Source organism: Streptomyces sp. NPDC007991, from assembly GCF_042958445.1.
GTDB lineage: Bacteria > Actinomycetota > Actinomycetes > Streptomycetales > Streptomycetaceae > Streptomyces.
Map to the genome: position 1 here is coordinate 1 of NZ_JBIBJD010000017.1, position 24,679 is coordinate 24,679.

Sequence of the window (24,679 nt, forward strand, 5' to 3'; positions counted from 1 at the left end):
TTGAGTTCTCAAGGAACGGTCGCTTCCTTTGTACTCACCCTCTCGGGCTTTCCTCCGGGCGCTTCCCTTCGGTCTTGCGTTTCCGACTCTATCAGTGTTTTTCCGGCCCTCTGACCACCGTCCTGCAGGCATGCAGAAGGCGACCCAGAGATAGGATCTGATGAGTTGGATACTGCCGGGCCGGGACGCGATGATGCGCCGTTCAGCCCCAGGCAGGAGTACGACTGTACACGCGGCCGCGGAGCGGGTGCAAATCAATGTGCGGTATGGTCTAGACCACTCTGAAGCGCCCATGCGGAACCGGCACTTCAGGTGGCATACCCTGCTGAGCAGTGTGCCGCCTGGTACCGACAGGGGCGGCCCATATCGATCTCCACCCCTGGGAGGCTTCCCATGACCACCGTGACGTCCCCACTCGCAGGACGCGCCATCGGACTGGCAGCCGTGCCGGATCCGGTCTTCTCCGGGGCCATGGTCGGCCCGGGCACAGCGATCGACCCCGTACGTGAGCCTTCCGAGGCCGTCTCGCCCGTGGACGGCGTCATCGTCTCCCTGCACCCCCACGCGTTCGTCGTCGTCGACGAGAACGGTCACGGTGTTCTCACCCACCTCGGTATCGACACCGTGCAGCTCAACGGCGAGGGTTTTGAGCTACTCGTGAACAAGGGTGACACCGTCAGGCGCGGTCAGGGCATCGTGCGCTGGAACCCGGCCGCCGTCGAGGCCTCCGGCAAGTCCGCGGTCTGCCCGGTCGTGGCGCTGGAGGCCACGGCCGAAGCACTCTCCGATCTACGTGACGACGGCGATGTGAAGGCCGGCGACAGTCTCTTCCTCTGGAAGTGACATCAGTGCCGTCGTACGGCGGCCAGCAGGAGAACCAACGCGGCGGTTGGATACGCCGCACTATCGGAGACGGGTGAGATGGACACAACGCTGCGAGGCGTCGGCGTAAGCCACGGTGTGGCTATCGGCGAGGTTCGGCACATGGGAACGGCGGTGCTGGAGCCGCCCGCGAAGCAGATTCCGGCGGAGGAGGCGGAGCGTGAACAGGGGCGCGCCCGCAAGGCCGTGGAGGCTGTGGCGGCCGACCTGATGGCACGGGGCAATCTGGCCGGGGGTGAAGCCCAGGCAGTGCTCGAGGCGCAGGCCATGATGGCCCAGGACCCCGAGCTGATGGCAGACGTGGAGCGGCGCATCGCCGTCGGCAGCACGGCCGAGCGCGGCGTGTACGACGCGTTCGCCGCGTACCGCGAGCTGCTGGCGGGTGCCGGTGAGTACCTCGCCGGTCGCGTGGCCGACCTCGACGACGTGCGGAATCGTATCGTCGCCCGTCTGCTGGGGGTGCCGATGCCGGGTGTCCCCGACAGCGACGAGCCCTATGTCCTGGTCGCCCGTGACCTCGCGCCCGCCGACACCGCGCTGCTGGACCCGACTCTGGTGCTCGGCTTCGTCACCGAGGAGGGCGGTCCGACCAGCCACAGCGCGATTCTGGCGCGGGCGCTCGGGGTGCCGGCCGTGGTCGCCCTGCCGGGTGCGGGTGAGCTCGCCGAAGGCACGATGATCGCCGTCGACGGCAGCACCGGAGAGATCTTCGTGGACCCGAGCGACGAGAAGAAGGCTCAGCTGGAGGCCGCGGCCGCCGAGCGCAGGGCGGCGCTGGCGGCCTCGACCGGGCCCGGCGCCACGGCCGACGGTCACAAGGTGCCGCTGCTCGCGAACATCGGTGGCCCTGCGGATGTGGCGGCAGCGGTCGAGGCCGGGGCGGAGGGGGTCGGGCTCTTCCGTACCGAGTTCCTCTTCCTGGACGACAGCAAGCAGGCGCCGTCGGAGGAGAAGCAGGTCGCCGCGTACCGGCAGGTCCTGGAGGCGTTCCCCGAGGGGCGTGTCGTGGTGCGGGTGCTGGACGCGGGCGCGGACAAGCCGCTCGACTTCCTGACGCCGGCCGACGAGCCGAACCCGGCACTCGGCGTGCGGGGTCTGCGGACTCTGCTGGATCATCCGGACGTCCTGCGTACCCAGCTGACGGCGCTCGCGAAGGCCGCGGAGGGGTTGCCGGTCTACCTTGAGGTCATGGCCCCGATGGTCGCGGACCGCACCGATGCCCGGGCCTTCGCGGACGCGTGCCGGGAGGCTGGGCTGCGGGCGAAGGTCGGCGCGATGGTCGAGATCCCGTCGGCCGCGCTGCGGGCGCGCTCGATCCTTCAGGAGGTCGAGTTCCTGTCGCTGGGGACGAACGACCTGGCGCAGTACACGTTCGCCGCCGACCGACAGGTGGGCGCGGTCTCCCGTCTCCAGGATCCGTGGCAGCCGGCGCTGCTCGACCTGGTGGCGCTGTCCGCCGAGGCGGCGAAGGCCGAGGGCAAGAGCTGTGGCGTGTGCGGTGAGGCGGCGTCCGACCCGCTGCTCGCGTGTGTGCTGGCCGGTCTGGGCGTCACCTCTCTTTCGATGGGCGCGGCGTCGATTCCCTATGTCCGGGCCACGCTGGCGAAGTACACGCTGGCGCAGTGCGAGCGGGCCGCTGCGGCGGCGCGGGCCTCGGACAGCGCCGAGGACGCGCGCAGCGCGGCGCAGGCGGTGTTGTCGGGCGAGTGAGCCGGGCAGGTCCGGCCGATGACTGCCCGGGCGGGGCGCTCCACTGCGGTGGGGCGCCCCGCCCGCTTTTCAGTGGTGGTGTCCTTGTGCGGGTTTTACCTCTCCCAGGTCGGGTGGCTCGCAGTAGTCGACGTTGGATTCGGGGGAGATGAGGTCGCCGGAGTCGACGTCGGTGCAGTAGGCGTCGAAGACCTCTCCCGCGGTGAGGGGTTCGAGTCCGTATGCGCGCAGGCGCCAGCCGTAGACGCGGTCGGGGTCGCCCGGTGAGCTGGCGCGGATGACGAGTCCTCCGGGGCTTTCGGTGGCCAGGCCGAGGGCGAGGACCGTGGTGAACTCGAGGGCTTCGGTCTCGTCCAGTTTCACGGCGCCGCCGGTGTCGGCGACGTGGAGGGCTGCGAGGAGGGTTTCTGGCGGGCCGGTGACGCTGCACACGAGGTGCCGGTTGCCGGCTGGAGCCGTGTCGAGGATGCGGACGAGGAGGTCGGAGGCCCGGGCGAAGGCGGCGCGTCCGAGGTCTTCGCCGCAGGAGGCGCAGGCGCCCAGACGGGCGAGGAGTGTGGTCGCGTACTCCCAGGTGGCCTGTCGCACGGCCTCGTCGACGAGGGCCGGGAGGAGGTCTGACAGAGGCTGGCCCTCGTAGGGAAGGGTCGGGCCTGTGATCGCGAGTCGTGCCGTGAAGCGTGTGCGGCTCGACGGGTTGTCCGGATCAAGGCCTTTTTGCGTGCAGAATTCGGCGTACTCCTCGGGGTCGAAGAGGGCCACCGTGGTGTGACTGCCTTCCATGGCTCGTGTCCTGAGGAGGCCTTCCACATGCTTGAGGTAGGCGGCGTGGTCGTGGAAGGTGAAGCTGCGATAGCGCCGCATGACCCGGAAGTCGTGCTCGTCGGTGAGCAGGCCGATGGTGCCGGCGATTTCGCGGCGCAGGACACGCCGCAAGGTCCGGCTGTCGGTGTGCGTCATTGTTCCCCCTGTGCACGGTCGATCAATGCTCACTCACAGTAACTGGGGGCACTGACAACAGAGGGCGGGCAGGGCGCTCGCGGCTCCGAGTGTGGATAAAAAAAGCGCAGGTCAGCGGCTAGGAGTGCGTCGCCAGTCATGGTTACGACGAGTGGTCGCAGGGTGGTGTCGGTCAGGCGCGTTTGCGGGCCAGGTCCTCGTAGAAGCTCAGCAGGTCGAGGTTGTCGATGGAGCCCGGGTTGACCGCCTTCTCCAGTGGGGTGCCCTGGAGGAGGCGTTTGACCGGGACCTCGATGCGTTTGCCGGTGAGGGTGTGGGGGACGCCGGGTACTTCGATGATCTCGTCGGGGACGTGGCGCGGTGACAGTTGTTCGCGGATGGTCTGCTTGATGCGGTTCAGCAGGGCCTCGTCGAGGACGGCTCCGGGGGCCAGGTGCACGAAGAGGGGCATCCAGTAGCCGCCGTCGGGCTGTTCGATGCCGATGACGAGGGATTCCCTGATCTCGGGGAGGCGTTCCACGGCCTCGTAGATGTCGGCGGATCCCATGCGTACGCCCTGGCGGTTGAGCGTGGAGTCGGAGCGGCCGTGGATGACGACGGATCCGCGCGAGGTGACGGTGATCCAGTCGCCGTGTCGCCAGACGCCGGGGTACGTGTCGAAGTAGCTGTCGTGGTAGCGGCTGCCGTCGGGGTCGTTCCAGAAGTGGATGGGCATCGACGGCATGGGGTTGGTGACCACGAGTTCGCCGACCTCGTCGATCAGGGGGGTGCCGCTCGGGTCCCAGGACTGGAGGTCGGTGCCGAGGCAGGGGGCCTGGAGTTCGCCGACGTGGACCGGGAGGGTCGGTACGGCTCCGGCGAAGCAGGAGCACACGTCCGTGCCGCCGCTGACGGAGGCGATCCACAGGTCGTCGCGGACCTCGTCGTGAAGCCAGCGGAAGCCGTCGGGCGGCAGGGGCGAGCCGGTGGTGGCGACGCACTGGACAGCGGAGAGGTCGAAGTCGCGTGAGGGGTGCACGCCCGCCTTGCGGCAGGCCATGACGTAGGCGGCCGAGGTGCCGTAGAGGGTGGCCCTGGTGCGTTCGGCGATGCGCCACTGGGCGCCGGTGTCCGGGTAGCCGGGGCTGCCGTCGTAGAGGACGATCGTGGTGCCGGTGAGCAGGCCGGAGACGAGGAAGTTCCACATCATCCAGCCGGTCGACGTGTACCAGAAGAAGCGGTCCTCGGGGCCCAGGTCGCAGTGCAGGCCGATTTGCTTGAGGTGCTCGACCAGGATGCCGCCCTGGGACTGGACGATGGCCTTGGGCAGGCCGGTCGTGCCGGAGGAGTAGAGCACCCACAGGGGATGGTCGAAGGGCACCTGCTCGAAGACGGGGGTCGTGTCGGCGGAGGTGAGGGCCGACCAGTCCAGGGCGCCCTCGGGTGCATCGGTGCCGAGGAGGGGGATGTGGACGACGGCGCGCAGGGTGGGCAGTTCGCGGCGCAGTTCGGCGACGATCTCGCGGCGGTCGTGCTCCTTGCCGCCGTAGCGGTAGCCGTCGACGGTGAACAGCACGACGGGTTCGACCTGCTGGAAGCGGTCGAGGACGCTGCGGGCGCCGAAGTCGGGCGCGCAGGACGTCCAGACGGCGCCCACGGCGGCTGTGGCGAGGAGGGCGATCACGGCCTGCGGGACGTTGGGGAGATAGCCGCTGACGCGGTCTCCGGGGCGTACTCCGAGGGCGCGCAGTTCGGCGGCCAGGGAGCCGACCTGGCGGCGCAGCTCGGCCCAGGTGACGGGGCGTGGTTCGTGTGTCTCGTCGACGTGCAGGAGGGCCGGTTCGTCAGCGCGGGTGCCGGTCGCGCGCAGGGCGTGTTCGGCGTAGTTGAGGGTCGCCCCGGGGAACCACTGGGCGCCGGGCATCGCACGGTCGCCGAGCACGCGCGCGTAGGGCGTCGAGAAACGGACGTCGAACCACTCCGTGAGGGCTTTCCAGAAGGTGTCCAGCTCGTCGACGGACCAGCGCTGGAGGGCCGCGTAGCCGCCCTCGGCGGGGGCGCCGTGGTGCTGGGCTGCCCAGGCCTGGAACCTCGTGATCCGGGCTCGGGCGATGCGCTCGGGGTCTGGCTGCCACAGCGGCTGAGGACTATCGGTCGACATGGTCGGCTCCCGGACTGTGCGCGTCGTGTGCGTCCTCCGCGCACGGGCTGGGGTGTGCGCGTGACGCGGCTGGCACGGACAATGCCATGTGATCGACTTCGACACCAGGGTGCGCCCCACATAGTCCGTGTCGTGAAGATGTGGTCCCGGCACGGATGAACGGCAGTTGAACGACACGCGCGCGTGAGGCGGTCAGTGGCAGGGTGAGCAGCATGAACGGTCGTGACCTGGTGCGTTCGGTGAAAGCGGTGGGTTCTGTGGGCGCGGCGCAGGGTGTGCGTACCGTACGAGCAGCGTGGCGCAGGCGGCGGGCCGACGCCACCGGGCTGCCGGCGCGGGGGGCGGAGCGTGCGCGGGTGCCCGGGGCCGTGCAGGCGGTGGAGCCGGGGCCGGGGGGCGGTGTCGTCCGGTTCAGCCGGTCGGAGCTGCGGATTCTCGTCGCCGTGAGCGGAGCGGTCTTCTGGGGCTGGGACGGGGCGGAGCCCGAGCCGTCGTACGCGTTGGCCGGCCGGTGTCCGGAGGCGGATCCCCGGGCGGTGCTGGAGCCGGACAAGGACGGCGGCTGGCGGGTGGTGGCCGAGCGGGTGACGGTCGTCGTGTCGCGGCATGGCGCGGTGGAGGTGCGCACCCCCGGTGGCGTGACGCTGCGCCGTGATCTGCCGCCGCGGTGGTGGGAGCCGGTCGGTGGCGGCCCGGCGCGGTGGATGCAGCGGTCGGAGGTGGCTGCCGACGCACGGTTCTTCGGGCTCGGTGGTCGTTCTTCGGGTCCTCGGCTGCCGGACGGAACGTACCGGCTGTGGAACACAGACCCCGGTCACGCCTTCGCGCCCGGGGACGACCCGCTGTACCTCACGATGCCGGTGCAGATGGTGGTCTCCGACGGCGGTACGCATGTGGTGTTCCACGACAGTTCGTGGGACGGCACGGTGACGCTGCGGGAGGGCGAGGAGGGCGCTGGTTCCGGGCATGACCGAGTGGGGACGAGCGAGCTGCGGATGGACGGCGGTCCCCTGCGCTGCTGGGTGATGGCGGGCACTCCCGCGCGCGTGCTGCTCGCCTGGGCCTCACTGACCGGCGCGCCCGCGCTGCCGCCCGCGTGGGCGCTCGGGCACCACCACGCGCGGTGGGGGTTCGGCAGCGAGCAGGAGGTGCGGCGGATCGTCGCGGGTTACCTGGAGCACGGTCTGCCGCTCGACGCCGTGCATCTGGACATCGACCATTTCGACGCGCATCAGGTGTTCACCGTCGACGAGGACCGCTTTCCGAAGCTGCCTGTTCTGGCCGAGGAACTTCGGCGGGACGGCATCCGGCTGGTGTCGATCGTCGACCCGGCCGTGAAGGCCCTGCCCGGCAATGCGGTGTACGACGGCGGGACGGCCGAGGACGCGTTCGTGCGGGATGCCTCGGGGCGGGTCGTGCGCGGTGTCGTGTGGCCCGGGGAGGCGGTGTTTCCCGATTTCACGCACGCGCGCGTGCGTGAGTGGTGGGGCGGTCTCTACGAGGAGCGGCTCGCGCAGGGATTCTCGGGTTTCTGGCACGACATGAACGAGCCCACGTCGTTCGCCGCCTTCGGGGAGTCGACGCTGCCGCGTTCGGCGCGGCACTCCTTGGAGGGTCGGGGCGGCGACCATCGCGAGGCGCACAACGTGTACGCGCTGTGCATGGCCAGGGCGGCCTTCGAAGCGCTGCGGAAACTCGATCCCCGGGAGCGGCCGTTCCTGTTCTCCCGCTCCGGGTGGGCCGGCCTGCAGCGCTACGGCGGGACGTGGTCGGGTGACGTGGCCACCGGCTGGCCGGGACTGCGGGCGTCCTTGGCACTGGTGATGGGGCTCGGTCTGTGCGGCGTGCCGTACTCGGGGCCGGACATCGGGGGCTTCGACGGTGATCCCTCGCCCGAGCTGTTCCTGCGGTGGTTCCAGCTGGGCGCGTACCTGCCGCTGTTCCGTACGCACGCGAGTCTGCGTGCGGGCCGCAGGGAGCCGTGGGAGTTCGGTGCCGAGGTGCTGGAGCACGCGCGCGTGGCGCTCGTCGAACGGCGGCGGCTGTTGCCGTACTTCATGACGCTGGCGCATCTGGCGCGGCGTACTGGGGCGCCCTATGTGCGGCCTGTGTGGTGGGCGGCGCCGGAGGAGCGGGTGTTGCGTGACTGCGGGGACGCCTTCCTGCTGGGCGACAGCCTGCTGGTGGCGCCGGTGCTCGACCCCGGCGCGGACCGGCGTGCCGTGCAGCTGCCGCGGGGACGCTGGTACGACACGGTGACGGAGCAGGCGTACGAGGGGCCGGCGCAGGTGCTCGTCGACGCGCCGCTGTCCCGGATCCCGGTGTTCGCACGCGCGGGTGCGGTGCTTCCCGTACGCGGGGAGGACGGCGGGCTGGAGCTGGAGGTGTGGGCGCCCGCCCCGGGACGGACCGGGGGCGGGCTGGTCGTACCGGACGGGGGCGAGGGGTGGGACGAGCCGGAGATCGAGCGCTACACCGCTCGGTGGATGGGCTCGCGGGTGGTCGTCGAGCGGGAGGGCGAGGACGGCGGGAGTGTGCCGCCCCACCCGGTGCGCGTCCGCGGTGCCGGGGAGCGCCGAGCTCAGATGTAGCGGCCCTCGAACCAGGCCCGTACGGCCACGGTGTGCAGGGGGAAGGCAAGTTCCTCCGCCCTGCGCAGGAGGTGCCAGCCCTCCGTCTCGTCCGTGGCGGCGGAGGGCGGCAGGCCCTCGACTGGGCGTTCCGGGAGGAGGCCGAACAGCAGCAGGTGTCCGTCGGGCGAGCTCATCGCGTCGACGAGGCGTACGTCGCGGACGGCCGCGTCGATGCCGGTTTCCTCCTTGAGTTCGCGTACGACGGCGTGCCGCCAGTCCTCCCGGTCGTCGATGTAGCCACCGGGCAGGGCCGTGCCCCCGCGCGCGGGAGTGACGGTCCGGGTGATGACGACCAGGGCGGTGCCCTTGGTGTCGTACACGGGCTGGAGGGCCACCGCGACCGGGAGTGGATTGCGGTAGGCCACGCTGCCGCACACCGGGCAGGTGCGGGGCCAGCCGGAGACGCCCTCTCCGTAGGGCGCGCCGCAGCTCGAACAGTGGGAGTCCGGCGCGGAGTTGGAACTGGAGTGCTGAGTTTCGGACACGCGGCGGACTGTAGCCGATCAGGGAGAGGGCGTCTCGGGCGGGCGGCTCAGTGAGCGCTGGTGAGCGACTTCCTGGACACGGGGAAGTCGAAGTAGGTGTCCGGGTAGGGCTCGGGCTTGTAGGTGTAGTGCCACCACTCCTCTGCCAGGTTCACGAAGCCGAGGCCCTCCAAGGTGCTCATGAGCAGCAGCCGGTTGGCGCGCTGCTCGCCCTGGACGCGGGGGTCGAGGGTGTGCGAGAGGGTGTCGAAGCAGTCGAAGCCGGTCCCCATGTCGACGGAGTTGTCGGGGAACCGCTCGCCCTTGGGGGCGAAGCACGGCACGAGGGGCTCTCCGGGACGGTACGGCCGGGTCGGTTTCGCCGGCAGTTTTACGAGGGTGACGTCAAGGGTCGAGCCGCGGCTGTGGCCTGACTTCTCGGCGATGTAGCCGTCGGTGAACAGCCGGGTCTTGTCGACGTTCGGGTAGAACTCGTCCTTCATGGTCTGGTCGTCGAGGTCCTCGGCCCAGCGGACGAAGTGGTCCACGGCGCGCTGCGGCCGGTAGCAGTCGTACACCTTGAGTGAGTAGCCCTGGCGCAGCAACTTCGTCTGGGCCCTGTGGAGGGCTTGGGCGGCGGGCCGGGTGAGGACGCAGATCGGCTGGGCGTAGCCGTCGATGCGCTCGCCGACGAAGTTGTGCGGGGTGAAGTAGCGCATCTCCTGGATGATCGTCGGGTCCACGCTGCTCAGGGCCACGAAGTCCTTGGGCGCATGGGGCCCGGCCTCGGCCTGGGCGGTGGCGGTGGGAGCGGTGGCTGCCAGCACGGCGGCGAGGGCCGCGATCAGGCCGCGTGCCACGGTGGTGAGTCGTGTCATGGCTTCTGCGTCTACCAGGAGACGGTCCCACCGGGGAAGGGATGCCGAAATCCGGGAGGCCGTGGCAGACTTCTGACGTTCCGTCAGATTCGGTCTGCGGGGAGGCGCTGTGTCGCGTGTACGAACGCCGGTGGTCGTGGGGTTGTTCGCCGGGGAAGGCAAGGATTTCCGGCTGCTCGGCACGCGTTGCGCGGCGTGCGCCTCGGTCTTCTTCCCCCGCGAGGACCACCAATGCCGCAACCCGGCCTGCGCGGGCGGAGAGTTGACGGAGGTCCCGCTGTCGAGGCGTGGCCGCGTCTGGTCGTACACCGACAGTCGGTATCGGCCGCCGTCACCCTACGTGAGCGACCCGGAACTTTCGTGGGAACCGTGCGCGTTGATCGCTGTGGAGCTGGAGGCCGAGCGGCTCGTGGTGCTGGGACAGGCGGCTCCCGGCGTCACCGTCGCCGACCTGACGGTGGGCATGGAGGTGGAGGTCGTGCCCGGCGTCCTCCACGAGGACGCGGAAACGACCTGGGCGACATGGCACTGGCGACCGGCGGGGGTGAAGGCATGACAGGTGAGGTGGCGGTGCTGGGCGTTGGCATGCACCCGTGGGGCAAGTGGGGACGGAACTTCGTCGAGTACGGCGTCGCAGCCGCCCGCGCGGCGCTCACCGACGCCGGGCTGGACTGGCGGGACATCGGCTCGATCATCGGTGCGGACACCGTCCGTGGCGGCTATCCCGGCTATGTCGCCGGAGCGACGTTCGCGAAAGCACTGGGCTGGCAGGGGGCCCGGGTCACGAGCGTGTACGCCGCGTGCGCGTCCGGGGCGCAGGCCATGGACGCCGCGCGGGCCCAGATCCTCTCCGGGCTCGCGGAGGTGGTGCTGGTAGTGGGAGCCGATGCCGCTCCCAAGGGATTCTTCCGCCCTGCGGGCGGGGACCGGCCCGACGATCCCGACTGGCTGCGATTCCGGATTCTCGGGGCGACCAACCCTGTGTACTTCGGGTTGTACGCCCGCAGGCGCATGGCCGTGCACGGCGATACGCCGGGCGACTTCGCACAGGTGAAGGTGAAGAACGCGGCGATGGGCGCGCTGAACCCCCATGCGCGCTACCGCCGGCCTGTCACCGCCGAGGAGGTGGCCGCCTCCCCCGTCGTCGCCGATCCGCTGCGGCTGCTCGACATCTGCGCGACGTCCGACGGCGGCGCGGCGGTGGTGCTCTCCAGCATGGAGTTCGCGCGGCGGCACGGCCATGCCGACCCGGTGCGGATCCGGTCCGTGGCCACGGTGACGCCGCGGTATCCGAACACGGTGCTGGACCTGCCGGACATCGCCACGGACTCCGCGGCGGCGGTCGGTCCGCCCGCCGAGACGTTCCGGGTGTCCATCGCGCGGGCGGCCTACGAGGAGGCGGGGATCGGGCCGGAGGACCTGTCGCTGGCCGAGGTCTACGACCTGTCCACGGCGCTCGAGTTGCAGTGGTACGAGGACTTGGGGCTGTGCGGTGAGGGCGAGGGCGTGAAGCTGCTGCGCGACGGGGCGACGGCTCTGGGCGGGCGAATACCGGTGAATGCCAGCGGCGGACTGGCCTCCTTCGGCGAGGCGGTTCCGGCGCAGGCGATAGCCCAGGTGTGCGAGCTGGCCTGGCAGTTGCGGGGCGAGGCCGGGGACCGGCAGGTCGCGGGAGCGCGTGTGGGCATCAGCGCGAATCAGGGGTTGTTCGGGCATGGATCGGCGGTGATCGCGGTGCGGTGAGGGTGGTGTGGTGAGCGCAGTGTGGTGAGTGGCGAGGTCCGGATGCGGCTCGAAGCGGTGTCGGGCACGGCATGGGGGGGGGGGCGGTGCCGGGCGTACCCGTGTGGTGCCGGGACGTGGACGCACAGCTGTGGTGCCCGGACCTGGACGAGGCCGGGGACCGGCAGGTCGCGGGAGCGCGTGTGGGCATCAGCGCGAATCGCTGCACGGCGCCGTGCGCGAGGCGGGACGGCTTCCCTGGGAGGTGACGATCGACGTCTGTCCGCCGTATACGCGAGTGCCGCAGCGGGCACTGCTGGAGTCGGTGTCCAGGCTGCGCGGGCAGGGGTTCCGGAACTGCGCGGACGGTGTCGGGGACGGGGAGGTGCCCTTGCGGCTCCCTCCAGTGCGCGGCGGCGCCGGCGGCCGGGGCTCAGCTGGCACACGGCGAGCTGTTCGCCCCGCCGGCCCGGCTGCCCGCCGCCGACGTCTTCGTCCCGCCCCGCTCCCCCCGCTGAGGTGGCCGCACCACGGTCGGGACCGTCGGTGCGGGAGTTCGTGCGGTCCGCCGCACTGCTGCCCACCACGGCGTCCGCGGGGCAGGCGCGGGCGCTGCCGACCGGGTCACCCGATGTGTCCGGGGCGCTGCTCGTGGACACCGCCGGAGTGCCGGTCCGGTCCCTGCACCGGTCCCGCTTCCTGTTGTCGATGTCGGGACTCTATGGGCACGCCCTCTACTCCGACCTGCCTGCGGCCAAGCTCGGTGACCCACCGCGGACGGTGGGCATCGACGCCACCGCCCTCAGGCAGGTACTGGACGTCGTGGCGGTCGGCGAGCGGGATCGTACGTCGGACGATGTGGCCGTCGTGGACGAGTACGGGCGGTGCGTGGGAGTCGTACGGCTCGCGGACCTCGTGCGCGCATGGGCCGAGACACGGGTGGAGGAAGCGGTGGGGCTCAATCCGCTGACGCGTCTGCCGGCTCGGACGCGATCATCGGCGAGGTGGACCGGCGGGTCGCGTCCGGGCGGGCGTTCGCGCTGAGCTGGCTGGACATTTGACCACGTCAAGCAGGTCAACGACGGGGTCGGGTTCGCGGCGGGCGACGAGCTGATCCGGGCGGTGGGACGTGCGCTGCGGCAGGCCGCGACGGAGAGCACCCGCGTGGGACACATCGGCGGCGACGACTTCCTCGTGCTCGCCGAACCGGAGGGCCTCGATCCGCTGGCCGACTCCGTGCTGGACGCTCCCTGGGGCGCGGGCGGACGGCCGGTCATGCTGTCGCTCGCCACAGTGCCGTGCAGGCCAGGCAGTGTGACCGACCACCGGCATGCGGCGGCTTGCCTGGCGCCCCTGAAGAAGGCGGCGAAGGCGTTGCAGGGGGCCAGTTGGGTGCCGGGCCGCGCGGGCTCGCCCGGACGTGAGCACCGCCGCGGCGGTGAGACGACGTCGGCAGCGGCGCGGTGTGGGGCCCTTAGGGGCATCCGGTGGCAGGGCTCGGTCGATACGTGAGGTGGTGGCCCGTCCGGGGCGGGCGCCTGGGCACGGCCCCCACCAGGGCCCGGCAGGCGGCCAGGAGCGGGGCGCTGCTCGTCCGGTTGAGGGACCGCCTGGTCAGGTGGATGCTGGTGGCTAGCAAGCAAGGAGTCAGGTGCGGCTGGGCGATCGCCTACGGCGGGGTCCAGCGGAGGCCGGACGACACCACCAGCATGGCCTCGCGCGGCTCAGCGGAGTCCGCGCAGGCCCCCGACCAGATCTGAACAATGACCCGACCGGGCGCCGCCAGGGCCGTGCAACCGGCCACCCGACCCAGCAGGCCCGGCCGTCGCCACCAGGCCGTCGACCGTTGCGGTCGGCGACCTTGACGCCCCCTGGGCGCCGGTGAACACTTCCGGTGTCAGCCGACATCGCCGTACATACTCGGCGTATCCGGCATGCGGCGCGCGGGCGGGTCGACGCCAAGGGCCTTTGTCCCACGGGCGATTCGGCTGCGATCGGCACGCTCGTCACGGCGGCCGGGCGGGGCGCGGGATCACTGCCTTCGGCTGAGCAGCCATGGGAAACGCACTCCGCACATGAGGTTCGGGGCGGATCGTCCCGGGGCCTCGGCCTAGGAGCCGCCATGAGCAATGTGGACATCTTCGTCGGCGAGATCGTCGGCACGGCGGGCGCGTACACCGCCGCCCCGCTGTCGGGGCCGACCTCCCGGTCGGTGGTCCCCTCGGCTCCGCGAACAACCCCGCACCTGAGCGGGGCCGCGCATCGTGCGCCAGTTCCTCCCGATCCCGGACAAGGGAACGTCCGACTGGGGGTACGCCTGGATCCCGTGGCAGGGCCTCCCCGGCAGGGCCTGCGGCCGGCGGAATTCTCGGGGCCCTCATCTACAACACAGCCTTCTGACCAAGCGATCAAGAGGTAGTAGCCATGACGGACAACTCCGAGAAGTACGTAGCAGCGATCGACCAGGGCACCACCTCCAGCCGCTGCATCGTCTTCGACCAGAACGGTGCCATCGTCGCCGTGGACCAGCGGGAGCACCGCCAGATCTTCCCCAAGCCCGGGTGGGTGGAGCACGACGCGACCGAGATCTGGTCCAAGGTGCAGGCGGTGGTCGCCGGTGCGCTCGCCAAAGCCGGGCTGCGCGCCGACCAGCTGAGCGCGATGGGCATCACCAACCAGCGCGAGACAACCCTCCTGTGGGACCGCGTGACGGGGAAGCCGGTGCACAACGCCGTCGTGTGGCAGGACACGCGGACGGCGCAGCTGTGCAACCAGCTGGGCGGCTCGGAAGGACAGGACCGTTTCCGCGAGCAGACGGGTCTGCCGCTGGCCACCTACTTCTCCGGACCCAAGGCGGCCTGGCTGCTCGACAACGTGCCCGACCTCCGGGCCCGGGCCGAACGCGGCGAGATCGCCTTCGGCACCATGGACTCCTGGCTGATCTGGAACCTCACCGGCGGCACGGACGGCGGGCAGCACGTCACCGACGTGACCAACGCGGGGCGCACCATGCTGATGAACCTGGAGACCCTGCAATGGGACTCCTCGATCTGTTCGGCGATGAACATCCCCGAAGCCATGCTGCCGGAGATCCGGTCCTCCGCCGAGGTGTACGGCACCGCCGTCGGCCAGCTAGCCGGCGTGCCCGTGGCCTCCGCGCTGGGCGACCAGCAGGCCGCGGTGTTCGGCCAGGCCTGCTACGACGTCGGCACCGCGAAGAACACGTACGGCACGGGCAGCTTCCTGCTGCTCAACACCGGCAACCGCCCGGTGTCGTCGAAGAGCGGCCTGCTGACGACGATGGGATACAAGATCGGCAGCGAGGCGCCGATCTACTGTCTGGAGGGGTCGATAGCCATAACGGGCGCGCTGGTCCAGTGGTTCCGCGACCAGCTCGGCATCATCCGTACCGCCGACGAGATCGAGCCCCTCGCGGCGAGCGTGGAGGACAACGGCGGCGCGTACATCGTGCCGGCGTTCTCGGGTCTGTTCGCGCCGTACTGGCGCTCCGACGCGCGGGGCGTGGTCACCGGGCTGACCCGGTACGTCACGAAGGCGCATCTCGCACGCGCGGTGCTGGAGGCGACGAGCTGGCAGACGCGCGAGGTCGTGGACGCCATGTACCAGGACTCCGGGGTGCACATCACCACCCTGAAGGTCGACGGCGGCATGACGAAGAACAACCTCCTCATGCAGCACCAGGCGGACGTGCTCGACGTGCCGGTGGTGCGGCCCAAGGTCTCCGAGACGACCTGTCTGGGCGCCGCGTACGCGGCCGGTCTGGCCACGGGTGTGTGGAACGACCTGGACGAGCTCAAGGCGCACTGGCAGAAGGACGTCGAGTGGACACCGTCCATGGACGCGTCGGTGCGGGACCGCGAGCACCGCAACTGGCGCAAGGCCGTGGAGAGGAGCTTCGGCTGGGAGGAGGACGCCGACAGCTAGCCACGCGCGCGTGCGGGGTCGTTCCCGGACGGTGGACCGTACCCCTGTCGGCGGGGGTACGGTCCGCGCCGGCCGGTCGGCCGAGCGTCAGGTGGTCACCGTCTGGCGGCGGTCGGCCGCGTACGCCATGGCGTGCTGGACGACGCCGATGAGCGCTTCCTTGACCGACTCGCGGTCACGGGCGTCGCACATCATGAGCGGTACGCCGTCATCGAGGTCGAGTGCCTGGCGCACGTCCTCGACCGGGTAGCGCGGGGCGCCCTCGAAGCAGTTGACGCCGACGAGGAACGGTATCGAGCGCCGCTCGAAGTAGTCGACGGCGGCGAAGGAGTCCTCCAGGCGGCGCGTGTCGGCGAGCACGATGGCTCCGAGAGCGCCCTCGGAGAGCTCGTCCCACATGAACCAGAACCGCTCCTGGCCGGGCGTGCCGAAAAGGTACAGCACCAGGTCCTCACGGAGCGTGATGCGGCCGAAGTCCATGGCCACGGTCGTGGTGTGCTTGCCTTCCACGCCGCTGGTGTCGTCGATCGGCCGCCCGGCCTCGGTGAGCAGCTCCTCGGTGCGCAGCGGCCGGATCTCGCTGACCGCGCCGACCAGCGTGGTCTTGCCCACGCCGAAACCGCCGGCCACCAGGATCTTGAGCGTGACGGGCTCGACCGGAGGCTTGCCGCGCTCAGAACGCCCGAAGATCATCGATCTCTTCTCCTGCTTGATGGGGGTCGGGCGACGGCGGGCCGTAGCCTCCGCCGCCTGGGGTTTCGATCACGAGTACGGCGCCGGTGACGACGTCAGCGGAATCGCTGCCGCCGAGTTCGGTCACGGTGCCGTCGGGGTGTTCCACCCGGTTGGCACCGAGAGCGCCCGGCTCGCCGCCCGCCATACCGTACGGGGGAACGCGGCGGTGCTGGGACAGTGTGGAGACGGTCATGGGCTCCAGGAACCGGATGCGACGCACGGCGCCGTCGCCGCCGCGCCACCGGCCGGCTCCGCCGCTGCCGCGCCGGACCGCGAACTCCTCGAGGCGCACGGGCAGTCGCCACTCCAGGACTTCGGGGTCGGTGAGGCGGGAGTTGGTCATGTGTGTCTGGACGACGGGGGCGCCGGGGAAACCGTCGCCCGCGCCGGAGCCGGAGGCGACGGTCTCGTAGTACTGGTGGCGTTCGTTCCCGAAGGTGATGTTGTTCATGGTCCCGGAGCCCTCTGCCTGGACGGCGAGTGCCGCGTAGAGGGCACCGGTGATGGCCTGGGACGTCTCCACGTTGCCGGCGACGACGGCGGCCGACGGCTCGGGTGAGAGCAGGGAACCGGGAGGCACGACGATGTCCAGGGGTCGCAGGCAGCCGTCGTTGAGGGGGATGTCGTCGGCGACGAGCGTGCGGAAGACGTACAGGACGGCCGCGTTGACGACCGAGAAGGGGGCGTTGAAGTTGGTGGGCAGTTGCGCCGAGGTGCCGGTGAAGTCGATGGTCGCGGCTCGGTTCTCGCGGTCCACGCGCACGCTGACGCGGATGACGGCGCCCGAATCGGTCTCATAGGCGTAGTCGCCGTCGTCGAGGGCGTCGATGACCCGGCGTACGGCCTCTTCCGCGTTGTCCTGGACGTGCCTCATGTAGGCCTGGACGACGTCGAGACCGAAGTCCTCGATCATGCGGCCGACCTCGTCGACGCCCTTCTGGTTGGCGGCGATCTGGGCGCGCAGGTCGGCGAGGTTGGTCTTCGGGTTGCGCGAGGGGTACGGCGCCCCGGTGAGGAGGCGGAGGGTCTCCTCCTCGCGGAAGCGGCCGTTCTCGGCGAGCAGCCAGTTGTCGAAGAGGACGCCCTCCTCGTCGATGGTGCGGCTGTTCGCGGGCATGGAGCCGGGGGCGATGCCGCCGATCTCGGCGTGGTGGCCGCGGGAGGCGACGTAGAACAGGATCTCCGGGTCACCCTCCGTGTCGGTCGACGGTGCGGTGTCGAAGACCGGGGTGATCACGGTGACGTCGGGCAGATGGGTGCCGCCGTGGTACGGGTCGTTGATGGCGTAGGTGTCGCCCGGGCGCATGCCGGAGCCCCGCCGCCGGATGACCTCCTTGACGCTCGTGCCCATCGAGCCCAGGTGGACGGGGATGTGCGGGGCGTTGGCCACGAGGTTTCCGTCCGGGTCGAAGAGCGCGCAGGAGAAGTCCAGGCGCTCCTTGATGTTGACGGACTGGGCCGTGGATTCGAGACGGGCGCCCATCTGTTCCGCGATGGACATGAACAGGTTGTTGAAGACCTCAAGCAGAACCGGGTCGACTTTTGTATCGAGTTCGGAACTCTCCGTAATCGCGGCGCGTTCCATGACCAGATGCCCGTCGTCGGTCGCCGCGGCCCGCCAGCCGTCGTCGACGACGGTCGTCGCGCCGGCCTCGGTGATGATCGCGGGTCCGGTGACGGTGTCGCCGGGGGGAAGGTCCTCGCGGCGGTGGAGGGGTACGTCGCGCCAGGCTCCGCCCGTGTGGAGGCGGACGGACCGCGGCGCCGCGGGGCTGCCGTCGGCGGTGGCTTCGTAGGGAGCGAGAGCGGAGAGATCGGGGGGTTCGGTGATGCCAGTGGCCTCTACGGAGAGGGCTTCGACGACGATCGGGCGGTCGAGCGTGAAGGAGTACGTGGCGCGATGACGTTCTTCGAAGGCGTGCCGCATGGCGCGGGGCTCGGTCAGCTCGACGGTGAGGGTGGTGTCGGTGCCGTCGTAGCGGAGCTGCGCGCGGCGGGTGATCTCGATGTGCTCCTCGGGGACGTCCTCGGCGAGGAGTTCGGCGCGGGCCGCGGCTTCCAGGTCTTCGGCGGTCTTGAGGACGCCGGGCATGGAGGCGGCTTCCAGAGGTGCCTCGACGGACTGTTCGCGCATGGCGGTGGTGTCGGCGAGTCCGATGCCGAGTGCGGAGAGGACACCGGCCATGGGCGGCACGAGGACGGTGCGGATGCCGAGCGAGTCGGCGACCAGGCAGGCGTGCTGGCCGCCGGCGCCGCCGAAGGTGGTGAGGGCGTAGCGGGTGACGTCATGGCCCTTCTGGACCGAGATCCGCTTCACGGCGGACGCGATGTTGGCGACGGCGATCTGCAGGTAGCCCTCGGCGACCTGTTCGGGGGTGCGGTCGTCGCCGGTCTGCTCGCGGATCTCGCGCGCGAGGGCGGTGAAGCGGTCCCGGACGAGCGCGTCGTCGAGGGGCTCGTCGCCGTTCGCGCCGAACACCTTCGGGAAGTGGGCGGGCTGGATGCGGCCGAGCATGACGTTGGCGTCGGTGACGGCGAGCGGGCCGCCGCCGCGGTAGCAGGCCGGCCCCGGATCCGCTCCCGCCGAGTCAGGCCCTACGCGGTAGCGGGAGCCGTCGAAGTGCAGGACCGAGCCGCCGCCGGCGGCGACGGTGTGGATGTCGAGCATCGGAGCGCGCAGCCGGACACCGGCGATCCGGCTGGTGAAGACGCGTTCGTACTCGCCCGCGAAGTGGGAGACGTCGGTGGAGGTGCCGCCCATGTCGAAGCCGATGACGCGGTCGAAGCCGGCGAGCTGCGACATGCGGGCCATGCCGACGATGCCGCCGGCCGGCCCGGACAGGATGGCGTCCTTGCCGCGGAACTGCCCGGCCTCGGTGAGACCGCCGTTGGACTGCATGAACATCAGCCGTACGCCGTCCAGGGCGTCGGCGACGTGCCGGACGTAGCGGCGCAGGACGGGCGAGAGATAGGCGTCGACGACAGCGGTGTCCCCGCGGGGGACGAGTTTCATCAGGGGGCTGGCCTCGCTGGACAACGAGATCTGCGGGAAGCCGATGCCGGCGGCGAGTTCCCCTACGGCCTGTTCGTGGGCGGGGTGGAGGTGGCTGTGCATGCAGACCACGGCGACGGCCCGGATCCCGTCGTCGTACGCCTCCTGGAGGGGCCCGGCGAGGGTGTCCAGGTCGGGCGCGCGCAGGACGGTGCCGTCGGCGGCGATGCGCTCGTCGACCTCGACGACCCGTTCGTACAGCAGCTCGGGCAGTTCGATGCGGCGGGCGAAGATGCTCGGGCGGTTCTGGTAGGCGATGCGCAGGGCGTCGCGGAAGCCGCGGGTGACGACCAGCAGGGTGCGTTCGCCCTTGCGCTCCAGGAGGGCGTTGGTGGCGACCGTCGTGCCCATGCGCACGGCGTCCACGGGGTCGGCGGAGCCGGCCAGCAGGGAGCGGACGCCCTCGACGGCCGCGTCGGCGTAGCGGGCCGGCCTGTCCGACAGCAGCTTGTGCGTGAGCAGCCGGCCGTCCGGGCGACGCGCGACGATGTCGGTGAAAGTGCCGCCCCGGTCGACCCAGAACTGCCAGCCTGTCACGTCAGTACCCCGCTTCCGCGCTGCTCACAGCGCCCGGAGGCCGTTGATCACGTCCCGCAGAATACTCTCGTCCGGCAGTTCGGCAGGGGGTACGGGCCGGTTCACATGGACGAATTCCGCGTCCACGAGATCTCCGACGAGGACCCGTACCACCCCGATCGGCAGGTCGAGTTCCGCTGCGAGTTCGGCGACCGACTGCGGGACGTCACGGCACAGTTCGACGATGTCCACATGCTCCGGAGAGAGCATGTGGTCCGCTTCCGGGTCGTCCGCGTGCGGTTCCGTCACCACGACCGCGATCAGGTCCAGGCGGTGCTGGCCCTGGCTGCTGGTGCGGCCGCGTGTCATGGCGTACGGACGGACGACCGGCCCGGCCTCGTCGTCGAACCAGTGGCTTCTTCCCTGACCGTCAGCGCTCATGTCATCCCACTACCCGCCTGCGGGCAGATCGGTGCGCGGAGCGGCACCCAGATGCACGCCCACCCGCTTCACCAGGAGCGTCATCTCGTAGGCGACCTGGCCGACGTCCGAATCGGCGTCCGAGAGGACGGCGAGGCAGCTGCCGTCGCCGGCGGCCGTCACGAACAGGAAGGCGTCGTCGAGCTCGACGACCGTCTGTCGGACGTTTCCGGCCTCGAAGTGGCGTCCCACGCCCTTGGCGAGGCTGTGGAACCCGGAGGCGACGGCGGCCAGGTGCTCGCTGTCCTCCCTGGTCAGGTCCCTGGACACCCCGGTCGGCAAGCCGTCACCGGAGAGCACGAGGGCCTTGCGGATGCTCGCGACGCGGTCCACCAGGTCGTCGAGGAGCCAGTTCAGCTCCCCCTTGTTGGCTGCGGTGTGGCCGGTGGCCTTCGGTGCGGTCATCGACCGTCCCCCTCTGTCGTTCCTTGTCGTGCTGTGCCGCTGTGGGCGGCGTCGCCCGCTGAGTTCTCCTCGCGGCCGCGCTGCCAGCCCCGCTGGAGCGAGGCCATACGGCTGCGTACTTCGTCGGCGTCGCGCTCGACGGGCTCGGCTCTGTCCTCCCTGCGCGGCTCGGACCCCCGCTTCAGCTGCGGTGCCAGGTTGGCCTGGCGGACGCGCCGGGGCAGTGGCGCGGTGCCGGAGCGAGGCTCGTTCGGTGCGGCCCCGGGGCCCTGCCCCCGCCGTCCGGTGCCGGGAGTGGAGCCGGTCTCCTGGGGCGTGGCACCGGAGCCGGTCACCGTGCGCGCGGGCCCGCCGGCGGGCTCGGGCCCGGGGCCCGGCAGGGGATCGAAGCCGTCTTGGCCGCTCGACGCGATCTCCGCGCGGCGTGTCCGCGTGGGGAGCGTGGGCGGCTCCGGCCCGGTGCCGGACGAGGCCGGTGAGGTCGTGCGGTCGTCGTTCCGGCCGGCCGCGCCGATGCCACGGCGGCCGGACTCCGCTCCCCGGCGGCGGGCCGGCAGGGGCGGCGGTGCGTCCGGCTGGGTCTCGCCTCGCCCGCTGTCGGTCGAGGAGCCTTCGGTGCGGCGGCGCACCGGAAGCGCGGACGCGGGCTCCGGGCCGGACCGGCCGGTGACCCCACCGCTCACGGAGTCGTCGCCCCGGCGGCGCGAAGGGAGCGGGGAGGCGCCGCCCGGCTCCGCTCGGCCGGTGCCCGTGGTGGTCTCCTCCTCCGGCTTCCCCCGCCGGGGGCGCTGCTCGGTGACCGGGCGCCCGTGCGAGCTGACCAGCTTCGGGGTGTGGCGGCGCGGCAACTGGACGGGGGCGCTCGGGTCGTCGTCGGTGGCGGTCCGGTCGTGGGCGCTGGGGGTATCGGCTGCCTGGCGCGGATCGGGGCGGCGGCCTGCGGCCTCGTCCTGGGCGCGCGTGAGGGGCCGGGGGCGGAACAGGGTGCCGTGTTCGCTGTCCTCGTCATCGAGCGCGCCGGGGAAGTCGCCGATGGCATCCAGGTCGACGGGGGCCTCCAGCTCCACCGGTCCGTCCAGGAGGGAGGCCGGCAGGCCGGGCCGCTGCGCGGGCCCCTGGGACAGCGCGGCTCGGCGGCCGCCCTGCGGCTCGCCCTCCTTGGCCAGCTGGGGGCGGTCGAGCCGGAAGCCGATGCCGTTCGTGTCCGGGACGTCGTCCGTCAGCAGGGCGTCCGGGATGAAGACGACAGCGGTCGTGCCGCCGTACGGGGAAGGCTGCAAGGAGACGCGGACGTTCTGTCGCTGGGCGAGACGGCTGACCACGAACAGGCCGAGCCGGTCGGTGTCGGACAGCTCGAACTCCGGGGTCTCGGCGAGCCGGAGGTTGGCGTCCAGGAGCGCTTCGGCGGCCATGCCGAGGCCTCGGTCGTGGATCTCCAGGGTGAAGCCGTTGGCGACCCGCTCGCCCAGGACCTGGACGGCGGTGTGCGGCGGCGAGAAGACGGTGGCGTTCTCCAGGAGTTCCGCCACGAGATGGGTGATGTCGGCGACGGCCGGACCGGTGACGGCGATCCGCGGAAGGCGGCGGACCTCGATGCGCTCGTAGTCCTCGACCTCGGCGACGGCGGCGCGTACGACGTCCATGAGCTGGACGGGCTTGCGCCACTGCCGGGAGGGTGCGGCGCCGGAGAGGATCACGAGGCCCTCCGCGTGCCGGCGCATGCGGGTCGTCAGGTGGTCGAGACGGAACAGGTCGGCGAGTTCCTCGGTGTCCTCGGTCCGGCGCTCCATGGCGTCGAGCAGGGTGAGCTGCTTGTGGAGCAGGACCTGGCTGCGGCGCGCGAGGTTGACGAAGACCTCGGAGACGCCGGCGCGGAGCTCGGCCTGCTTGACCGCGGCTTCGACGGCGGCGCGCTGGAGGGTGTTGAGGGCCTGGCCGACCTCGCCCATCTCGTTCTTGTCGTACTCCAGGCGCGGGACCTCGGTCTCGACGTCGACCTGCTCGCCCGCCGAGAGGCGGCGCATCACGCTGGGCAGCCGCACTCCGGACGCCTCGTGCGCCTCCAGACGCAGCTGCCGCAGGTCGCGGATGAGGGTGCGGCCGACGCGCACCGAGAGGAAGAGGGAGACCAGGAGAGCGAGCAGACCGAGCACGCCGGCGATGACCGCCTTGGCGATGACGCCCATCGCCACCGGTTCGACGCGGTCCTGATAGCGGTCGTTGGCCTGGTCGTTGAGCGTGCCGAGTTCGTCGAGCACGTTGCCGGCGGCGCTGTCCCAGCTCTTGGCGGTGACGCCGCGCGGTGTTCCGTCGGCGGAGGAGACGGCCGCTTCCTCGGCCACGCGCAGGGGAGCGGTGGAGGCGTTCTTCCAGAAGCTCTCGTAGCGGTCGCGTTCCGAGACGGGCAGCAGCGCGAGGCTGGTGTCGTACATCAGGGTGCGCTGCGCCACGAGGTCGGAGATGTCCCGCTCTTCGGAGCGGGAGATCTCGCCGACGATCAGGGCGGAGCCGAGGAGGGCGTCCTCGCGGGAGAGCAGTTCGCGGGCGCGGGCGAGATTGACCAGCGCGCGGTACTGCTTGTCCAGTTCCACGTTGTCGACGACGTGGAGGTCGGCGAGCAGGACGTAACAGGGGTCGACCAGCCGGTTGTAGAGGTCGAGGGCCTGGGAGCGGTTGACGGTGCCGTCCTCGACGCTGCGGCGCAGCGACTCGATGCCGTCGAAGGCGTCCAGGACCGCGGTCAGCCGCTCGTCGGTGTCGGCTCCCATCGCGTCGCGCACGTCCGGATTCCGGGCGTTCTCCCGGATGCCGCCGACGGCTTCGTCGGTGGCGTTCCGGCTGCGCCGGAGCGCGGCGAGCCCGTCGGAGGCACGGGGGTCGGCGAGGTAGACCAGGGTCTGGCGGCGTTCCTCCTGGAGGACACGGACGGTGTCCTCGATGGGATAGCCGATCTTCTCCACCACGGACGACACGTTGAACAGGTCGCCCGCCTCACGTCCCGTGAGCACCGTGGCGAAGGCCCAGATCGCGGTCAGGGACACCAGCGGCACGAGAAGCAGCGCCACGATCTTCCGGCGGATGGACTTCCCGCGAAAGCGCATGGCCTCCCCCAGCTCGGGCCCCCGGTCCACCGGGGGTACACATGTGCGTCAACAAACGGCGCGAGCCTACTACCGACGCCCAGGGAACTCGAAGGCCGGTCCGGAAGGTGAACTTCCGCGCCAGCTACGAGGCATGTGGAGTTGTCCGGGCATTGCGGGAGTTGTCTCCCCGAAACCGAGGGCGGCCGCGCGGGCCAAGGCCGGTGGACGGTCTGGGCGGTTGGCTGAAATTTTTCGGTTTCTGGGAATCTTCTTGGGGGCGTTGTTCGTCCTTCTCTACGGGAAATGGGGGCGGAATCGGCAACAGGAGCCGCATCCGGCATCCGGGCGGCGTAAAACAGCGCAAGCCGGGCAGCCACTGGGAAGCACGGGTCTTCGGATGCGAGCGAGCAGTCTGCTGGCGGTGGGGAGTGACACAGTGATGGGCACGGCGGAGCGGCGCGGTGCGCCCAGGGCGGGTGGGGTGCATGTGACAGCGCATCAGGATGCCGAGGCGACCGACCGCGGCAATCGGGCTGGCGACGCGGACAGTACGGCTCGGGAGGCGAGGGCTCCGGCTCAGGGGGTGGGCCGTGCGGTGCGCGAGCAGCAGCGCTACCGGCCCCTGTGGGTCGAGGAGCCGGCGCGGCGGCGCCGGCTGCCGGATCCGGTGCGAACGGCCGCCGTGCGGTCGGTGCTCCTCATCGCTCTGACGCTGATTCAGGCCATGGTGGCCTTCCTGTGCACGCTGGCCGGGTCCTGGCTGGCGTTCCCGATGGTGATCAGCAGCGTGGTCAGCACGATCGCGGCGACCTGGGGAGCGCTCGACGTGTGGGTGACGCGTCAGGTCTGGAACCAGCGCAACGGCGTGGTGTCCGTACCGAGCAGCACGGCCCGGGCCCTGCGCCGCGAGCGCCGCCGGGCCCGACGGCAGGCGCGCGCGGCGGAGCGGGCGCAGGAGCGGATACGCCGGCGGGGCGGGGCCGGGCAGTTGTCCCACTCGTAGGTGGACGGGTAGTTGGCCCGCTGGTGAGTGACGGCGGAAAAAGCGGTTTCACGTGTGTCTGACCACGGGCA

The 24,679-nt window shown here is 71.0% G+C and carries 17 protein-coding genes and 2 pseudogenes; 10 read left to right on the plus strand and 9 right to left on the minus strand.

Translation table 11 applies throughout. The annotated features are described in order from the left end of the window. Positions 1–393 precede the first annotated feature (393 nt). A complete protein-coding gene (locus ACFZDA_RS36170) occupies positions 394–843 on the plus strand; it encodes a PTS glucose transporter subunit IIA (RefSeq protein WP_391089852.1) in 450 nt (149 codons plus the stop codon). A gap of 78 nt (positions 844–921) precedes the next feature. Further along, on the plus strand, positions 922–2,592 hold the full coding sequence (gene ptsP / locus ACFZDA_RS36175) for a phosphoenolpyruvate--protein phosphotransferase (protein WP_391089854.1): 1,671 nt from the start codon (positions 922–924) through the stop codon (positions 2,590–2,592). Positions 2,593–2,661: 69 nt separating this feature from the next. Here ptsP and ACFZDA_RS36180 read toward each other — a convergent pair whose 3' ends face one another. After that, complete coding sequence (locus ACFZDA_RS36180; RefSeq protein ID WP_391089856.1) at positions 2,662–3,552, minus strand: hypothetical protein; 891 nt, start codon at positions 3,550–3,552, stop codon at positions 2,662–2,664. Between the two features lie 172 nt (positions 3,553–3,724). Next, positions 3,725–5,692, minus strand: coding sequence for an acetoacetate--CoA ligase (locus ACFZDA_RS36185; RefSeq protein WP_391089858.1), 1,968 nt, complete (start codon positions 5,690–5,692; stop codon positions 3,725–3,727). Positions 5,693–5,904: 212 nt separating this feature from the next. Between ACFZDA_RS36185 and ACFZDA_RS36190 the strand changes: the two genes are divergently transcribed. Continuing rightward, positions 5,905–8,283: a TIM-barrel domain-containing protein gene (locus ACFZDA_RS36190; protein ID WP_391089860.1), complete on the plus strand. Its 2,379-nt coding sequence runs from the start codon at positions 5,905–5,907 to the stop codon at positions 8,281–8,283. Here ACFZDA_RS36190 and ACFZDA_RS36195 read toward each other — a convergent pair. Continuing rightward, a complete protein-coding gene (locus tag ACFZDA_RS36195; RefSeq protein WP_391089862.1) occupies positions 8,274–8,810 on the minus strand; it encodes an NUDIX domain-containing protein in 537 nt (178 codons plus the stop codon). The two genes, ACFZDA_RS36190 and ACFZDA_RS36195, sit on opposite strands and share 10 nt — an antisense overlap. Before the next feature lie 47 nt (positions 8,811–8,857). Further along, positions 8,858–9,667, minus strand: a complete 810-nt coding sequence (locus ACFZDA_RS36200; protein WP_391089864.1) for a M15 family metallopeptidase — start codon at positions 9,665–9,667, stop codon at positions 8,858–8,860. Between the two features lie 130 nt (positions 9,668–9,797). Between ACFZDA_RS36200 and ACFZDA_RS36205 the strand changes: the two genes are divergently transcribed. The 6 genes and pseudogenes from ACFZDA_RS36205 (at position 9,798) to glpK (ending at position 15,334) form a co-directional block, all read left to right on the plus strand. After that, positions 9,798–10,223: a zinc ribbon domain-containing protein gene (locus tag ACFZDA_RS36205; RefSeq protein ID WP_391090056.1), complete on the plus strand. Its 426-nt coding sequence runs from the start codon at positions 9,798–9,800 to the stop codon at positions 10,221–10,223. After that, a complete protein-coding gene (locus ACFZDA_RS36210; RefSeq protein WP_391089866.1) occupies positions 10,220–11,410 on the plus strand; it encodes a lipid-transfer protein in 1,191 nt (396 codons plus the stop codon). The genes ACFZDA_RS36205 and ACFZDA_RS36210 overlap by 4 nt, the downstream gene beginning before the upstream one ends. 199 nt (positions 11,411–11,609) lie before the next feature. Next, positions 11,610–12,901, plus strand: a pseudogene (locus ACFZDA_RS36215) (diguanylate cyclase domain-containing protein); the annotation flags it as partial. 116 nt (positions 12,902–13,017) lie between these two features. Further along, positions 13,018–13,149: a hypothetical protein gene (locus ACFZDA_RS36220; protein ID WP_391089868.1), complete on the plus strand. Its 132-nt coding sequence runs from the start codon at positions 13,018–13,020 to the stop codon at positions 13,147–13,149. Positions 13,150–13,579: 430 nt separating this feature from the next. After that, positions 13,580–13,789, plus strand: a pseudogene (locus ACFZDA_RS36225) (aquaporin family protein); the annotation flags it as partial. 24 nt (positions 13,790–13,813) lie between these two features. After that, the gene (gene glpK, locus ACFZDA_RS36230) at positions 13,814–15,334 is read left to right on the plus strand and encodes a glycerol kinase GlpK (protein ID WP_391089870.1); all 1,521 of its coding nucleotides are present in this window, start codon (positions 13,814–13,816) and stop codon (positions 15,332–15,334) included. Positions 15,335–15,421: 87 nt separating this feature from the next. Here glpK and ACFZDA_RS36235 read toward each other — a convergent pair whose 3' ends face one another. The 5 genes from ACFZDA_RS36235 to ACFZDA_RS36255 are packed head-to-tail and all read right to left on the minus strand — an operon-like array spanning position 15,422 to position 23,623. Continuing rightward, positions 15,422–16,027 (minus strand): ATP/GTP-binding protein, encoded by a 606-nt coding sequence (locus tag ACFZDA_RS36235; protein WP_391089872.1) that lies wholly within the window; start codon positions 16,025–16,027, stop codon positions 15,422–15,424. Beyond that, the gene (locus tag ACFZDA_RS36240; protein ID WP_391089874.1) at positions 16,008–19,658 is read right to left on the minus strand and encodes a hydantoinase B/oxoprolinase family protein; all 3,651 of its coding nucleotides are present in this window, start codon (positions 19,656–19,658) and stop codon (positions 16,008–16,010) included. The genes ACFZDA_RS36235 and ACFZDA_RS36240 overlap by 20 nt, the downstream gene beginning before the upstream one ends. A gap of 24 nt (positions 19,659–19,682) precedes the next feature. After that, positions 19,683–20,078, minus strand: coding sequence for a DUF742 domain-containing protein (locus tag ACFZDA_RS36245; RefSeq protein ID WP_010046285.1), 396 nt, complete (start codon positions 20,076–20,078; stop codon positions 19,683–19,685). A 9-nt stretch (positions 20,079–20,087) separates the two neighbouring features. Continuing rightward, a complete protein-coding gene (locus ACFZDA_RS36250) occupies positions 20,088–20,522 on the minus strand; it encodes a roadblock/LC7 domain-containing protein (RefSeq protein WP_020275952.1) in 435 nt (144 codons plus the stop codon). After that, complete coding sequence (locus ACFZDA_RS36255; RefSeq protein ID WP_391089877.1) at positions 20,519–23,623, minus strand: nitrate- and nitrite sensing domain-containing protein; 3,105 nt, start codon at positions 23,621–23,623, stop codon at positions 20,519–20,521. The genes ACFZDA_RS36250 and ACFZDA_RS36255 overlap by 4 nt, the downstream gene beginning before the upstream one ends. A gap of 421 nt (positions 23,624–24,044) precedes the next feature. On the opposite strand from ACFZDA_RS36255, the gene ACFZDA_RS36260 reads away from it, so the two are divergent. After that, complete coding sequence (locus ACFZDA_RS36260) at positions 24,045–24,608, plus strand: hypothetical protein (RefSeq protein WP_391090057.1); 564 nt, start codon at positions 24,045–24,047, stop codon at positions 24,606–24,608. Positions 24,609–24,679 lie beyond the last annotated feature (71 nt).